12 protein-coding genes are annotated in these 14,417 nt (G+C 72.5%); 5 read left to right on the plus strand and 7 right to left on the minus strand.

Going from position 1 to position 14,417, the window contains the following annotated elements; genetic code table 11:
- Positions 1 to 12: 12 nt before the first annotated feature.
- Together K4B79_RS31350 and xylA are read right to left on the minus strand one after the other, a co-directional pair.
- On the minus strand, positions 13 to 465 hold the full coding sequence (locus K4B79_RS31350; RefSeq protein WP_232030671.1) for a hypothetical protein: 453 nt from the start codon (positions 463 to 465) through the stop codon (positions 13 to 15).
- A gap of 165 nt (positions 466 to 630) precedes the next feature.
- Positions 631 to 1,797 carry a xylose isomerase gene (xylA, locus tag K4B79_RS31355; RefSeq protein WP_232030672.1) on the minus strand — a complete coding sequence of 389 codons (1,167 nt, stop codon included), beginning with the start codon at positions 1,795 to 1,797 and terminating at the stop codon, positions 631 to 633.
- Positions 1,798 to 1,914: 117 nt separating this feature from the next.
- On the opposite strand from xylA, the gene xylB reads away from it, so the two are divergent.
- The 5 genes from xylB (at position 1,915) to exaC (ending at position 8,867) form a co-directional block, all read left to right on the plus strand.
- The gene (gene xylB / locus K4B79_RS31360) at positions 1,915 to 3,360 is read left to right on the plus strand and encodes a xylulokinase (protein WP_232030673.1); all 1,446 of its coding nucleotides are present in this window, start codon (positions 1,915 to 1,917) and stop codon (positions 3,358 to 3,360) included.
- Between the two features lie 58 nt (positions 3,361 to 3,418).
- Positions 3,419 to 4,627 (plus strand): ROK family transcriptional regulator, encoded by a 1,209-nt coding sequence (locus tag K4B79_RS31365; protein WP_232030674.1) that lies wholly within the window; start codon positions 3,419 to 3,421, stop codon positions 4,625 to 4,627.
- A 169-nt stretch (positions 4,628 to 4,796) separates the two neighbouring features.
- Entirely contained in the window at positions 4,797 to 5,810 is a 1,014-nt protein-coding gene (locus K4B79_RS31370; protein WP_232030675.1) for an acetamidase/formamidase family protein, read from the plus strand.
- Positions 5,811 to 5,919: 109 nt separating this feature from the next.
- Positions 5,920 to 7,233, plus strand: coding sequence for a GAF domain-containing protein (locus tag K4B79_RS31375; protein ID WP_232030676.1), 1,314 nt, complete (start codon positions 5,920 to 5,922; stop codon positions 7,231 to 7,233).
- A gap of 110 nt (positions 7,234 to 7,343) precedes the next feature.
- Positions 7,344 to 8,867 (plus strand): acetaldehyde dehydrogenase ExaC, encoded by a 1,524-nt coding sequence (exaC, locus tag K4B79_RS31380; RefSeq protein WP_232030677.1) that lies wholly within the window; start codon positions 7,344 to 7,346, stop codon positions 8,865 to 8,867.
- 82 nt (positions 8,868 to 8,949) lie between these two features.
- On the opposite strand, the gene K4B79_RS31385 is transcribed toward exaC, so the two are convergent.
- Genes K4B79_RS31385 through K4B79_RS31405 form a run of 5 tightly spaced genes read right to left on the minus strand, consistent with a single transcriptional unit; the run spans position 8,950 to position 14,417 of the window.
- Positions 8,950 to 10,212 (minus strand): MSMEG_0565 family glycosyltransferase, encoded by a 1,263-nt coding sequence (locus K4B79_RS31385; RefSeq protein ID WP_232030678.1) that lies wholly within the window; start codon positions 10,210 to 10,212, stop codon positions 8,950 to 8,952.
- On the minus strand, positions 10,209 to 11,045 hold the full coding sequence (locus K4B79_RS31390) for a carbon-nitrogen hydrolase family protein (RefSeq protein WP_232030679.1): 837 nt from the start codon (positions 11,043 to 11,045) through the stop codon (positions 10,209 to 10,211). The genes K4B79_RS31385 and K4B79_RS31390 overlap by 4 nt, the downstream gene beginning before the upstream one ends.
- Complete coding sequence (locus K4B79_RS31395; protein ID WP_232030680.1) at positions 11,042 to 11,893, minus strand: carbon-nitrogen hydrolase family protein; 852 nt, start codon at positions 11,891 to 11,893, stop codon at positions 11,042 to 11,044. Before K4B79_RS31395 ends, K4B79_RS31390 begins: the two co-directional genes overlap by 4 nt.
- Positions 11,890 to 13,329 carry an MSMEG_0567/sll0787 family protein gene (locus K4B79_RS31400; RefSeq protein ID WP_232030681.1) on the minus strand — a complete coding sequence of 480 codons (1,440 nt, stop codon included), beginning with the start codon at positions 13,327 to 13,329 and terminating at the stop codon, positions 11,890 to 11,892. The genes K4B79_RS31395 and K4B79_RS31400 overlap by 4 nt, the downstream gene beginning before the upstream one ends.
- Complete coding sequence (locus K4B79_RS31405; protein ID WP_232030682.1) at positions 13,326 to 14,417, minus strand: MSMEG_0568 family radical SAM protein; 1,092 nt, start codon at positions 14,415 to 14,417, stop codon at positions 13,326 to 13,328. Before K4B79_RS31405 ends, K4B79_RS31400 begins: the two co-directional genes overlap by 4 nt.

Here is a 14,417-nt window from a genome sequence, read left to right on the forward strand (position 1 = left end):
GCGGACGGGACCCTACGGGAACACTTCCTCCGGCAGCGACGGGATCAGGGATTCGAGATCGCTGGGCAGGTCGCTGGGGAAGCCGCTCGGCAGCTCCGTGGGGAACTGCGAGGGCAGCTCACTGGGGAGTTCGGTCGGGAGACTGAACGACGGCCTGGGAGAGCCGCTGGTGCTCTCCGGGGCCGGCTTGTCGTCCTTGGAGTCCTCGCTGCCCGACGACATCAGGACCACGGCGCCGATCGCCACCGCGGCCACGATCAGGGCCAGCACGGCGAAGAGCGGGCTCCGGCGCCTTCTGGGACCGTCGGGGCCCGGATCACCCACGGGGCCCATCGGCCGGGTCGGCGGGGTGCCGCCGTAGGAGGTGCGTCCGTGATCGTCGGGAGGCGGTCCGAAACCGCCGCCCTGAGGCGGCGTGTCACCCGGTGGGCCGGGCGGCTGAGGGGGTACCGGCGGGATGCCCATACCGTCCAGAGTCGCCTCGAAGCGGTCATGCCGCGACCCCCGTACGGGAGTTGATACGGGCTCATGCCGTGGACCGCATGATTCCGGAACATTCCGTACGGGGGTCGCGAAGCGCGATCACTCACGAACCGAGCGCACCGAGCAAACCGAGTACACGCGCGCGTGTCAGCCGCGCGCGCCCAGCAGGTGGTCCATCGCCAGCTGGTCGAGCCGCTCGAAGGCCATGCCGCGCGCGGCGGCCGCCTCCACGTCGAACTCCTCGAAGGCCGCGCGGTCCGCGAGCAGCGCCTTGAGGCCGTCGGCCGCGGTGGGCTGTGCCAGCTCGTCCAGGCGGGAGGCGCGCAGGGCCTCCTGGACCTCCGGGTCGGCGCGGAAGGCGGACGCGCGCTCCTTGAGGATGAGGTAGTTGCGCATGCAGCCCGCGGCCGACGCCCACACGCCGTCGAGGTCCTCGGTCCGCGGCGGCTTGAAGTCGAAGTGCTTCGGGCCCGCGTAGCCGGCGCTCTCCAGGAGGTCGACCAGCCAGAAGGCGGAGCGCAGGTCGCCGGCGCCGAAGCGCAGGTCCTGGTCGTACTTGATGCCGGACTGGCCGTTGAGGTCGATGTGGAAGAGCTTGCCCGCCCACAGGGCCTGCGCGATGCCGTGCGGGAAGTTCAGCCCGGCCATCTGCTCGTGGCCGACCTCGGGGTTGACGCCGTACAGCTCCGGGCGCTCCAGGCGCTCGATGAACGCCAGCGCGTGGCCGACGGTGGGCAGCAGGATGTCGCCGCGCGGCTCGTTCGGCTTGGGCTCGATGGCGAACTTCAGGTTGTAGCCCTGCTCGGTGACGTACTCGCCGAGGAGGTCGAACGCCTCCTTCATGCGGTCCAGGGCGACGCGCACGTCCTTGGCGGCACCGGACTCGGCGCCCTCACGGCCGCCCCAGGCGACGTAGGTCTCGGCGCCGAGCTCGGCAGCGAGGTCGATGTTGCGGATCGTCTTGCGCAGCGCGTAGCGGCGCACGTCACGGTCGTTGGCGGTGAAGGCGCCGTCCTTGAAGACCGGGTGCGTGAAGAGGTTGGTGGTGGCCATCGGCACCTTCATGCCGGTGGCGTCCAGGGCCTCGCGGAAGCGCTTGATGTGGCCCTCGCGCTCGCTGTCGGAGGACCCGAAGGGGATCAGGTCGTCGTCGTGGAAGGTCACGCCGTGGGCACCGAGCTCGGACAGACGCCGCACGGTCTCGACCGGGTCGAGGGCACGGCGCGTGGCGTCGCCGAACGGGTCCCGTCCCTGCCAGCCGACGGTCCACAGGCCGAAGGTGAACCTGTCCTCGGGGGTGGGCTGGTAGTTCATGCCGCGGCTCCTTGCGTGCTGAGACTATTTCGTCATGGCCGTTTACAAATTAGTATGCGAACGCATCTCTGGGAAGACAGACCCCGAAGAGCCGCGAAAAAACTTGAGGAGAGCCCGATGTCAGCAGCCGAGGGTCCGCTCGTCGTCGGCGTGGACACATCCACGCAGTCCACGAAGGCGCTGGTCGTGGACGCGGCCACCGGACAGGTCGTCGCGAGCGGCCAGGCGCCGCACACCGTGACCTCCGGCGCCGGCCGGGAGAGCGACCCGCGTCAGTGGTGGGACGCGCTGAACGAGGCCCTGCGCCAGTGCGGGGACGCGGCCCGCGAGGCGGCCGCGGTCTCGATCGGCGGCCAGCAGCACGGCCTGGTCACCCTGGACGAGCGCGGCGAGCCGGTCCGCCCGGCCCTGCTGTGGAACGACGTGCGCTCCGCGCCGCAGGCCCGCCGGCTGACCGAGGAACTGGGCGGCGCGAAGTTCTGGGCCGAGCGCACCGGGTCGGTCCCGGCGGCCTCCTTCACGGTCACGAAGTGGGCCTGGCTGGCCGAGCACGAACCGGAGGCCGTCCGCGCCACCAAGGCCGTCCGGCTCCCCCACGACTACCTCACCGAGCGCCTGACGGGCCAGGGCACCACCGACCGCGGAGACGCCTCCGGCACCGGCTGGTGGGCCTCGGGGACCGAGTCCTACGACGACGAGATCCTCGCCCACGTCGGACTCGACCCGGCCCTGCTGCCCCGCGTGGTCCGGCCCGGTGAGGTGGCCGGAACCGTGCGCGACGGCCACGACCTGCCGTTCTCCAAGGGCACCCTGGTCGCCCCCGGCACCGGCGACAACGCCGCCGCCGCGCTGGGCCTCGGCCTGCGCCCCGGCACCCCGGTGCTGAGCCTGGGCACCTCCGGCACGGTGTACGCCGTGTCCAAGCGGCGCCCCACGGACCCCACCGGCACGGTGGCGGGCTTCGCCGACGCCCACGGCGACTGGCTGCCCCTGGCCTGCACCCTGAACTGCACCCTCGCCGTCGACCGGATCGCCGCCCTGCTGGGCCTGGACCGCGAGGCGGTCGAGCCCACCACCGCCGTCACCCTGCTCCCCTACCTGGACGGCGAGCGCACCCCCAACCTCCCGAACGCCTCGGGACTGCTGCACGGGCTGCGCCACGACACCACCGGCGGCCAGCTCCTCCAGGCCGCCTACGACGGCGCCGTCCACGCGCTGCTCGGCGCGCTCGACCTGGTCCTCGACGAGGACGCCGACCGCTCGACCCCGCTGCTGCTGATCGGCGGCGGCGCCCGGGGCACGGCCTGGCAGCAGACCGTACGACGGCTCTCGGGCCGCCCGGTCCAGGTGCCCGAGGCCAAGGAACTGGTCGCGCTGGGCGCGGCGGCGCAGGCGGCCGGCCTGCTCACCGGCGAGGATCCGGCCGCGGTCGCCCGCCGCTGGAACACCGCGGCCGGTCCGGTGCTGGAGGCCGTGGAGCGGGACGAGGCGGCACTGGCGAGGATCACCGGGGTACTCTCCGACGCGGCTCCGCTGCTGGAGCGGGGGACGGACGCACGCTGAGCCACCTGCGCGGGCCCGTCGAACCGGCGACCGACACCGAGCGAGGACGGACGGAGGCATGACCGCACCGCTGCACGAGGCCCGCCCGGCCGGCCCCGGACGCGCGCTGCCCGACACCCAGCAGGGGATGCGGCGGCGCAACCTCGCCCGGGTGATGCACACCGTCAGCGCCCAGGGGCCGCTGTCCCGTGCCGCCGTCGCCTCGCACATCGGGCTGACCCGCGCGGCCGTGTCGAGCCTGGTCGACGAGCTCATCCGCTCGGGACTGCTGGAGGAACTCGGTCCGGAACGGCCCGGCCGGGTGGGCAGGCCGGGCTCGGCGCTCGCCGTCAGCGGACACGGCCCCGCCGGGATCGGTGCCGAGATCGGCGTCGACCACCTCGCGGTCTGCGCCGTCGACCTGCGCGGCGAGATACGTGCCCGGGCCGTGCGCCACGGCGCCAACCGGGGCCGCTCCCCCGAGCCGGTGACCGCCGAGCTCACCGACCTGGTGCGGCAGGTCGTCGCCGACGCGGAGGGCCTCGGGCTGTGGCCGGCGGGGCTGGCCGTGGCCGTGCCCGGACTGGTGGCGCGCGACGCCCGGACCGTCGTCCGCGCACCGAACCTCGACTGGCACGACACCGACCTCGGTGCCCTGCTGCCCGCCGAACTCGCGCCGACCGTGGGCAACGAGGCCAACTTCGGCGCTCTCGCCGAGCTCTGGCTCGGCGACGGCACCCCGCACGACTTCCTGCACGTCTCCGCGGAGATCGGCATCGGCGCCGCGGTCGTGGTGGACGGGCGGCTGTTGCACGGAACACGCGGTTTCGCGGGCGAGTTGGGCCATGTGCCGGTCCACCCGGACGGGCCCGGCTGCCCGTGCGGCGGGCGCGGCTGCCTGGAGCAGTACGCCGGCGAGGAGGCCGTGCTGCGGGCGGCCGGACTGGAGCCGGGTGAGGACCGTGTCGGGCTGCTGTCGCACCGCGCGACGGACGGGGACGAGAACGTACGCCGGGCCCTGCGCGAGGCCGGAGAGGCACTCGGGATCGCGCTGACCGGCGCGGTCAACCTGCTGGACCCGGAGAACGTCGTGCTCGGCGGCGCACTCGCCGGACTCGCGCCCTGGCTGCTGCCGTCCCTGCGGGCGGAGCTGGCCCGGCGCACGGCGGGCCCCGCCTGCCCGGTGTCGGTGTCCGAGCTGGGCTCCGAGGGACCGCTGCTCGGGGCGGCGCACTCGGTGGTGCGCGGCGTGTTGGACGACCCTGCGCGAGTGGCGGAACGGGCCTGACCGCCGCCCTTCCCGGGGCCGTTCTCACCCGTCCGGGTGAGTGACTTATCCACAATCACGCACCCGTCCACCGAAACCCGGGGTGTTCTTCTGCCCGACCCACGAGCGCCGTACCGTCGTTCACGCGAGCCACAGCCATCGCAGTTCCGCAGAACGGAGCCGTACCACGATGAACGACCCGAGGATCCTGACCGTGCGCCCCGAACCGGGCGAGTACGCCTGGACATTCGGCGGCGCGGCCCCAGTCGCGCGGATCGCGCCCGGCACCGTGCTCGACCTGTACACCGAGGACTGCTTCGCGGGACGGGTACGGTCCGAGAAGGACCTGGTGTCCGAGGTGTGCGAGTTCCCGTTCCTCAACCCGCAGACCGGCCCCTTCCACATCGAGGGCGCCGAACCGGGCGACACCGTCGCCGTGCACTTCGTGTCGATCGAACCCGCCCGGGACTGGGCCGCCTCCACCACGGTCCCCCTCTTCGGCGCGCTCACCTCCACCCACACCACGGCCACGCTGCAACCGCCGCTCCCGGAGACCGTGTGGATCTGGCAGCTCGACCGCTCCCGACGCACGGCGCTGTTCCGGGCCCGCGACAGCGACATCGAGGTGGAACTGCCGATGGACCCGATGCACGGCACGGTGGGCGTGGCCCCCGCCAACCTGGAGGTGCGCTCGGCACTGGTGCCCGACGCGCACGGCGGCAACATGGACACACCCGAGATGCGCGCGGGCGTCACCTGCTACCTCGGGGTGAACGTCGAGGGCGCGCTGCTCAGCCTCGGCGACGGCCACGCCCGGCAGGGCGAGGGAGAGACCTGCGGAGTGGCCGTGGAGTGCGCGATGAACACCGTGGTGATCGTCGAGCTGCTGAAGGGGCTGGCCACGCCCTGGCCGCGCATCGAGTCGGACACCCACATCATCTCGACCGGCTCGGCACGCCCGCTGGAGGACGCGTTCCGGATATCCCAGCTCGACCTGGTGCGCTGGCTCGTGCGGGACTACGGCTTCAGCGAGCTGGACGCCTACCAGTTCGCGACCCAGACCGTCGAATCCCCGCTGGCCAACGTCTGCGACACCAACTACACGTGCGTGGCCAAGCTCCGCAAGGAGTGGCTGCCCGCGCGCGAGACACACCGCGGAGTGCACGCACGGCTGCGGGAGACCGCGGCGGCGCTCCGGGCCTGAACACCCGGCCGAGCACGATCCTTGGCCCCTGGTTCGGGTGCGACCACCTGGGCCGTCGTTCGGATGAACGTGGTCGAAACGGTTGTCCGCGCGCGTACCCGGAGTGACGATGTCCACAACCGCATCGCCTTTCGGGGAGGCCGAGTTGTCCGATCCGTGGGTGGCCCTGGAACCGGGGGCCGACCCGGCCGAGCACGCACGGATGCTGCGGCGCGCGCACGAGACGTTCACCGAGGCGGGCACGGTGCCGCGTCCGGTGCGTTCGGTGGTGGCCGACTCCTGGCGGCGTTCCGCGCGGGCCGGTGTCGGCCCCGACGGCACGGCGGACGTGGAGCTCATGGACGGTGATCTCGGCGCCTACCGGGCGGAGCACCCCCTGGCACGGGTGATGCCGCTGTTCCGTGAGCTGCTGGGCACGTTCGCCGCCGACGGGGCACACCTCCTCGCGGTGTGCGACGAGCACGGCAGGCTGCTGTGGGTCGAGGGCGACCCGAGCACCCGGAGCCGGGCCGGGCGGATGAACTTCGTCCCGGGCGCGCGCTGGGCGGAGACCTCGGTCGGCACGAACGCGCCGGGCACCGCGGTGGCCGTGGACCGGCCGGTACAGGTGTTCACGGCCGAGCACTTCATCCGCCGGGTGCAGCCCTGGACCTGCGCGGCGGCCCCCGTGCACGACCCGCGGTCCGGACGGGTGCTCGGTGCCGTGGACATCACCGGCGGGGACGGGCTCGCCCATCCGCACAGCCTGGGTTTCGTACAGGCCGTGGCGCGCGCCGCCGAGTCCCACCTGGCGCTTCTCGCACCGCAGCGGCCCGCCCTCGACACGCCGGAGCTGACCGTGCTCGGCCGCGACGAGGCACAACTGCTCGTCGAGGGGCGCCGAATCCGGCTCAGCCGTCGGCACAGCGAGATCCTGGTGCTGCTGGCCCGGCACCCGGAAGGGCTGACCGGCGACGAGCTGTTGTGCGCGCTCTACGAGGACGAGTCGGTGCCACCGGTGACGCTGCGCGCCGAACTGGCCCGCCTGCGCCGGTTGCTCGGACCGAGCCTGCTGGCGTCGCGCCCCTACCGGCTCACCGTCCCGGTCGAGTCCGACGTCGCCGTGGTCGAGCGGCGGCTGGAGACCGGCGCGGTCACCGCGGCCGCTGCGGCGTACGCGGGACCACTGCTGCCCGGCTCGCAGGCCCCGGCGGTGGTGCGGCTGCGGCGCCGGCTCGCCGACGGTCTGCGCACCGCCCTGATCGCCCGCCGCGATCCCGACCTGCTCGCCGACTGGGCACACGCAGCGTGGGGCGAGGACGACCTCGACGTCTGGCGGGCGCTCGCCGCGGTGCGACCGACAGCGGCGGTGCGGGCCCGACTGGCCTCGCTGGAAGCGGAGTTGTCGGCGCCGCCCGCGTGGCCACGTCCGGCGGTGCGCTGACTGCCGTCCTCCCTTGCCCACCGCGCAACGTAGTTGCAACGTGCCGCTTCCTAGCCTCGCGCCGAGAGCTGCCCAACGGCGGGCAGCGCTTCTCGAGGAGGCACACCGGCATGACCCGTTACGCGGCGCCCGGAACCGAGGGCGCGATCGTCTCCTACCAGACGCGCTACGACCACTTCATCGGCGGCGAGTACGTGCCGCCGGCCCGCGGACAGTACTTCGAGAACCCGTCCCCGGTGAACGGGCAGCCGTTCACCGAGATCGCGCGCGGCACCGCGGAGGACGTGGAGCGGGCGCTCGACGCGGCCCACGCGGCCGCACCCGCCTGGGGCCGCACGTCGGTGACGGAACGCTCCGACATCCTGCTGAAGATCGCCGACCGCATGGAAGCGTCCCTGGAGCCGCTCGCGGTCGCCGAGACCTGGGAGAACGGCAAGCCGGTCCGCGAGACGCTGGCGGCCGACATCCCGCTCGCCATCGATCACTTCCGCTACTTCGCGGGGGCGATCCGGGCGCAGGAGGGTTCGCTCGGCGAGCTCGACGACGACACGGTGGCGTACCACTTCCACGAGCCGCTGGGCGTCGTGGCGCAGATCATTCCGTGGAACTTCCCGATCCTGATGGCGGTGTGGAAGCTCGCCCCGGCCCTCGCGGCGGGCAACGCGGTCGTCATCAAGCCCGCCGAGCAGACGCCGGCCTCCATCCACTACTGGATGAGCCTGATCGCGGACCTGCTCCCACCGGGCGTGGTGAACATCGTCAACGGCTTCGGCGCGGAGGCGGGCAAACCGCTGGCGTCCAGTCCGAGGGTGGCGAAGGTGGCGTTCACGGGCGAGACCACGACGGGGCGGCTGATCATGCAGTACGCCTCGGAGAACATCAAGCCGGTCACGCTGGAGCTCGGCGGCAAGTCGCCCAACATCTTCTTCGACGACGTATGGGCGCAGAACGACGACTTCCGCGACAAGGCCCTCGAAGGCTTCACCATGTTCGCGCTCAACCAGGGCGAGGTGTGCACCTGCCCGTCCCGGGCGCTCGTCCAGCGCGGCAACTACGCCGAGTTCATCGAGGCGGCCGTCGCCCGCACCGAGCTCATCAAGACCGGTCACCCGCTCGACACCGACACCATGATCGGCGCGCAGGCGTCCAACGACCAACTGGAGAAGATCCTCTCCTACCTCGACATCGGCCGCCAGGAGGGCGCCAAGGTACTCACGGGCGGCGAACGCGTCGAGTACGACGGGGAGTTGAAGGGCGGCTACTACGTCCAGCCGACCATCTTCGAGGGCGACAACCGCATGCGGATCTTCCAGGAGGAGATCTTCGGGCCCGTCGTCTCCGTGACCTCCTTCGACGACTTCGACGACGCCATCAAGATCGCCAACGACACGCTGTACGGCCTGGGCGCGGGCGTGTGGACCCGCGACATGAACACCGCCTACCGCGCCGGCCGCGCGATCCAGGCGGGCCGTGTCTGGACGAACTGCTACCACGCCTACCCGGCACACGCGGCCTTCGGCGGTTACAAGCAGTCGGGCATCGGCCGCGAGAACCACAAGATGATGCTGGAGCACTACCAGCAGACGAAGAACGTTTTGGTTTCATACAGCCCGAAGAAACTTGGGTTCTTCTAGAGCCTGAAGTCGGTTGCCTGGGGACGTCGTTGCGCTCCAGGCAACCCGCCACGGAAGATGCTCACTGTAATCAGTCGGGTTTTCAGAGCTGTGGTCCGGCGTCCAAGGGAGTTCCCGCCGGACCATTCGCGAACCGAGGATCTCCGAAGGACCCGACCCACGACACCGGCGGCGGCAAGCGGGTGACTCTGCGGTCATCGCCCTCCTCTTGTGGCCGCGCCGCCGTCCTCGCGGCCAGAGCAGGCCGTTCCTGGCCGCCACCGTGTCGAGAGACGTAGAACGCCAGGTGGCGTTCGGCTGCGGTGGCCCAGGTGTGGCGGGCGGCGAGTCGGCGGCCCCTCTCCCGGCGCGTGGGGGTGTCGTCCGTGAGCGCGGCGCCGAGTTCGGCGGCGAGGTCCTGGGGGGTGGTCGCGAAACGGGCGGCGCTGTCGAACACCTCGCGCAGTACGGGCAGGTCTCGTGCGACCAGCGGAACTCCCGCGGCGAGTGCTTCCATCGCGGCCATTCCGAAGCCCTCCTTGACGGAGGGGAAGGCGAAGGCGGAGGCGGCGGCCACCAGGGGCGGCAGCTCGTCCTCGGCAACCTGTCCCAACACGATTGGCTCAACGCGGAGTTCGGCTGCGCGTGTCTCCCAGCGGGCCCGGTAGTCGCGGTAGTCGAAGAGGGTTTCGCCGCCCGCGATCACAAGTTGTACGTCGGGGTGTGCGGAGCGCAGCTGGGCGTGCGCCTCCAGCAGGTCCAGGGAGCCCTTGCGGGGTTCGATGCCGCCGACGGTGAGGACGTAGCGGCCCAGGCGGGTACGCCAGTTCGCGCGGGCGGCCGGATCGGTGGTGGCGAAACGGTCGTAGGCCACTCCATTGGGGATGACGGCCGCCTCGATGCCCCAGCCGTCGGCCAGTTCCGTGGCGACGGCCGCCGACACGCAGATGTGTGCGTACGGCTCGACGATGGCTCGCTCGTGGCAGGCGGCCAGTTCGGGGGTGGTGAAGTGGTCGATGTGGTGGACCGTGCGCACGCAGCGGCCGCCGACCGCGTTGGCGCTGATGCAGTCCTGGGCGTGGACGATGTCGTACGCCGCCGTGAAGGGCTCGAAGGCCGTGCCCAGGACGGTGATGGAACGCAGGATCCGTTCGCCGACGGACTCCTCCGGCGGGCCGTCCGGGAACGGCACGATCCGCAGCCGTACGGCGGGGTCGACCGGCCGGAAGAAGCCCTCGTCACCGCCGCGGCTCAGCGTCCACACGGTGACGTCCTGCCCGGCCGCGGCGAGCGCCTCGGCGAGGGCGAGCGTGTGGACGACGCCGCCGCGCGGTTTGGTGGAGTAGCTCAGCAGAGCGATCTTCACGACGGGTTCTCCCGGTAGGCGTCGGGCCGGCGCTCGTCGAGGTGGTGCAGGATGCGGCGAGCGCGGTCGATCTCCTCCACGATGTCGATCTCGGCGACCGCCAGACCGGCCTTGGACCAGGTGCGGGCGAGGATGTCACCACCCGGGCCGACCACCTTGGACTGGCCGAGGAAACGCATGCCGCCCATGGCACCGGTCTGGTTGGAGGAGGCGAGGACGACCTGGTTCTCGGCGGCGCGGGCCTGGTCGTACAGGTCGAAGAGCTTGGCCTGGCGGTCCTGTGCCGTGCGCGGGGCGCGGTTGGTGATGGACGTCGGCCAGGCGGAGAGGCAGGCGAGGATCTCCGCGCCGTCGAGGGCAAGCGAGCGGGCCGACTCGGGAAAGGTCTTGTCGTAGTCGATGAGCATGCCGATTCGGCCGACGGGGGTGTCGAAGGCGTCGAAGCGGTCACCGGGCGTGTAGGCGGCGACCTCGCCGGCCGGCAGATGGACCTTGCGGTGACGGCCGAGGACACCGTCGCCGCTGACGCAGACCGCGGCGTTGTAGCGCTCGTCGCCGCCGTCCTCGCAGTAGCCGAGGCAGACGACCATCTCGGCGGCCAGGCGGGCGACCTGGAGGATCAGCGGGTCGTCCGGCTTCAGGGCAGGCGGCAGCGCCTCGGGGTCGGGGTGGCGCAGGTCGGCGAGGTAGCCGCCGAGCGCGGCGTCGGGCAGGACCAGCAGTCCGGCGCCGGAGGCGCGCGCATCGTCGACGAGTTTGGCGATGCGGGCGAAGTCGAACTCCAGGTCGCGGCCGAAGTGGGCGGCAGCGGCCGCGATCCGGATCGTGCTCATGCGGTGAGTGCTCCCGTGGGTACGTCGTAGGTCTCGGGCCGCCGGTCGCGCAGGTGCCCCATCGACCGGCGGGCGGTCTCCAGTGCCTGTGCGACGTCCAGTTCGGCGACGGCGACGCCGGCGGCGACGCCCGTGTCGGCGAGGATCTCGCCGCCGGGGTCGACGACCTTGGCGCTGCCGACGAAGCGTAGCGACCCGAACGTGCCAGCCTGGTTGGCCGACAGCCACACGATCTGGTTCTCCAGCGCGCGGGCCCGGTCGAAGAGGTCGAAGCGGCGTTTCCAGCGGTCGTCGACGAGGTCGGCGGTCGCGTTCGTACGGGATCCTGGCCAGGCTGAGACGCAGATCCCGATCTCGGCGCCGTCGAGCGCGAGTGCGCGGGCGGATTCCGGGAACGCCTTGTCGTAGCAGATCATCATGCCGATCCGGCCGACCGGTGTGTCGAAGGCGTGGAAGCGGTCCCCGGAGGCGTAGCTGGCGTCCTCGCTGAGTGGCTGGTGGACCTTGCGGTGGTTGCCGAGGACGCCGTCGCCGGTGACACAGACGACGCTGTTGTAGCGGTCGTCCCCGGCGGCTTCGCAGTAACCGGCGACGACCGTCATCTCCCCTGCCAGGGAGGCCAGTCGGCGGATCTCGGGGCCGTCGAGGGCAAGCGCGGGCGGGCCCGCGTCGAGTTCGGCGGAGTCGTCGAGGCTGAGCAGATACCCGCCCAGGCACGCCTCGGGCAGCGCCAGCAGGCGTACGCCCTCCTCCCGGGCCTCCTTGATAAGCCGTTCGGCGATCTGGAAGTCCTCCTCCAGGTCGCGGCCGAACTCGGCGGCGACGGCGGCCATGCGCAGGGTGGTCATGCGGTCCCCATCCCGGTCACGGTGGACATGACCGCTTCGGTGATCTCTCCGTCGGGCCAGCGCAGCCCGACGCCTTCTCCATCGGTGAGCCCCCCGCACACCGCGCCCATGGCGGGTCCGGCGGGCAGGGGCGGTGCGCCGGGGTCGTCGGCCGTGAGCATCGCAAAGCCCGGGAAGCAGGTGAACCAGTCCCCCACGGTCGCGGCCTCCGGCCGGGGCACGGCGGCCACGTCGAGCACCGCGCGGCAGCCGCTCGCCTCGGCGAGCATGCCGAGGGTTCCGGCGATGCCCGCCATCGACACGTCCTTCGCGGCGGCGGGCCGCGCGGCGGCCACCGCCCCGGTCATCGTGCGCAGTTCGTCCGTACGGCGGTGGCTGGTCGAGTCCCATTGGCGGCCCCGGTAGCCCGGGCGCCAGCGACCGTCGAGGTCGGCGGTGAGCCGTACGGCGTGCCCGGGGCGGCCGCCGCCACCGGGCACCGGCCGGTCCGTGCGGCCGAGCGCGGTCACCGACAGGGCGGCCGGGACGCCGAGTTGAGTGTGCCCGCCGAGCACCGGGATGTCGTACGCCCGTGCCGCTCGCGTCAGTCCGGCCAGGATCCGGGCCGCGTGCGCGGCGTCGCGTGCGCCGACCGCGTCCAGCAGGCCGAGCGGTGCGGCGCCCATCGCGGCGAGGTCGTTGACGTTCACGAGGACCGCGCACCAGCCCGCCCACTCGGGGTCCCGTTCGACCATGGACGGCACGATCGCGTCGCACGCCGCGATCACGTCGGTGCCGGGGACGGGCGCGCCGTCGTCACCGACGAAGCCCGGGGGCGGGGCCAGCGCGGTGAGGAGCGGTCCGAGGGGGGACTTCGTGGCTGCCGCGAGGGCGGCGATGCGGCCGATCGGCCAGCGCATCAGGACGTGCGGCACGCCCGCGACCGTCGTGTTCCGCACCCGCTGCCAGCCGAGCCGGCGGAACAGCACCTCGTTGCGCGCCTGGACGGTCGCGTCGAACCGCAGCACGCCCTCCGCCTCGGCGCGGGCGCAGGCGGCCCGGACGAGCGCCGCGCCGATGCCGTGCGGGCCGCGGGCCCGGCGGGCGACGACCAGGCGGCCGCCCTGCCACCAGCCGAGGTCGGGTCCGTCGTCGACCGGGCCGAGGCGCACTCCGCCGACGACGGCGTTCTCCGGGTCCTTCGCGACCAGGACGACGGTTCGGGGGTCGGTGTCGTGGTCGTCCAGGTCGTGATGGGCGAAGAGTCCTTGCTCCTGGACGAAGGCGGCGCGGCGCAGCTCCCGGTAGGCGGCCATGTCCGTCGTACCGTCCGCCTCCTCGATGCGGAACGCAGGCCGGCGTGCGAGCGTGCTGCGGTCGCCCAGCAGGGCCAGGATGTCCTGCGGAGCGTCCACGGCCGGCACGGCCACGGAACCGTCGAGGTTCACGGCGCTCACCCGCCCGCCGCCTGGAGCACACTGCAGGCCCCGCACGCCGCACAGCCGGCCCTCTGGTCGGCGCCGCTCATCCCGGCGGCGCGCAGTTTCGCGGCGACGCCCTCGGTGACGTACGTCAGGAGTTCCGCACTGGGTGCCCCGACGCCGTCGCGGGCGGCAAGGGTGCCGCTCATCGGGCGGAACGGGACGACGAACGGGTACACCCCCCGGTCGATCAACTTGCCTGCCCCGGCGACGAGTTCGTCGGGATCCTCGCCGAGGCCGACGAGGAGATAGGTGGAGACGCGGTTCGGTCCGAAGACGCGTACCGCCTCGTCCCACGCGGCCTCGTAGTCGGCCAGCGGGACCGTCGACTTGCCGAGCATCCAGCGTCGGCGCACCTCGTCGTCGAGGGACTCGACGTGGATGCCGACGGCGGTGGCACCGGCGTCGTGCAGAGCGCGGATCCAGGCCAGGTCGCCGGGCGGTTCGCACTGCACCTGGATCGGCAGACCGGGCACGGCCGCCAGCACGGCCCGGACCGACCGTACGAGGGTGCGGGCGCCGCGGTCGGGTCCGGTGGTGGTGCCGGTGGTCATCACCATCTGCTGCACGCCGTCGAGCCGTACGGCGGCCTCGGCGACCTCGGCGAGCTGTGCCGGGGTCTTGGCAGCCACGGTGGCGCCGGAGCGCAGGGACTCCTCGATGGTGCAGAAGCGGCAGCGGTCTGACTCGGCGTAGCGGATGCAGGTCTGTACGACGGTGGTTGCCAGGACGTCCGAGCCGTGCAGGCGGGCGATCTGCTCGTAGCGGATGCCGTCGGACGTGGTCAGGTCGTAGAACCTCGGGCGGCGTACGGCGTTGTAGGTCAGACCGGTGTCCTCGTCACCGAGCCACACCTTGCCGTCCCGCACGGAGTAGGGACTGTCGGGGTTGCGTGGGAGCGCGGCGTTGGCACCGTCGACGAGGACGTGTCCGTCGTCGCTGGGCCCCGCGCCGTCCGGCCGCCGCACGGACGCGTCCGACGCGACGCCGTGCAGGGCGAGTTCGGCACGGGTCATGATCCGCACATCCACCGCCGTACTGCTGTCACCGGTGCCAACGCTCAC

This window comes from Streptomyces lincolnensis, from assembly GCF_021173675.1.
GTDB lineage: Bacteria > Actinomycetota > Actinomycetes > Streptomycetales > Streptomycetaceae > Streptomyces > Streptomyces lincolnensis_B.

Coding starts and splice junctions, on each gene's coding strand:
- K4B79_RS31350 (WP_232030671.1), bottom strand. CDS start 465: ATGGGCATCCCGCCGGTACCCCCTCAGCCGCCCGGCCCACCGGGTGAC.
- xylA (WP_232030672.1), bottom strand. CDS start 1,797: ATGAACTACCAGCCCACCCCCGAGGACAGGTTCACCTTCGGCCTGTGG.
- xylB (WP_232030673.1), top strand. CDS start 1,915: ATGTCAGCAGCCGAGGGTCCGCTCGTCGTCGGCGTGGACACATCCACG.
- K4B79_RS31365 (WP_232030674.1), top strand. CDS start 3,419: ATGACCGCACCGCTGCACGAGGCCCGCCCGGCCGGCCCCGGACGCGCG.
- K4B79_RS31370 (WP_232030675.1), top strand. CDS start 4,797: ATGAACGACCCGAGGATCCTGACCGTGCGCCCCGAACCGGGCGAGTAC.
- K4B79_RS31375 (WP_232030676.1), top strand. CDS start 5,920: ATGTCCACAACCGCATCGCCTTTCGGGGAGGCCGAGTTGTCCGATCCG.
- exaC (WP_232030677.1), top strand. CDS start 7,344: ATGACCCGTTACGCGGCGCCCGGAACCGAGGGCGCGATCGTCTCCTAC.
- K4B79_RS31390 (WP_232030679.1), bottom strand. CDS start 11,045: ATGAGCACGATCCGGATCGCGGCCGCTGCCGCCCACTTCGGCCGCGAC.
- K4B79_RS31395 (WP_232030680.1), bottom strand. CDS start 11,893: ATGACCACCCTGCGCATGGCCGCCGTCGCCGCCGAGTTCGGCCGCGAC.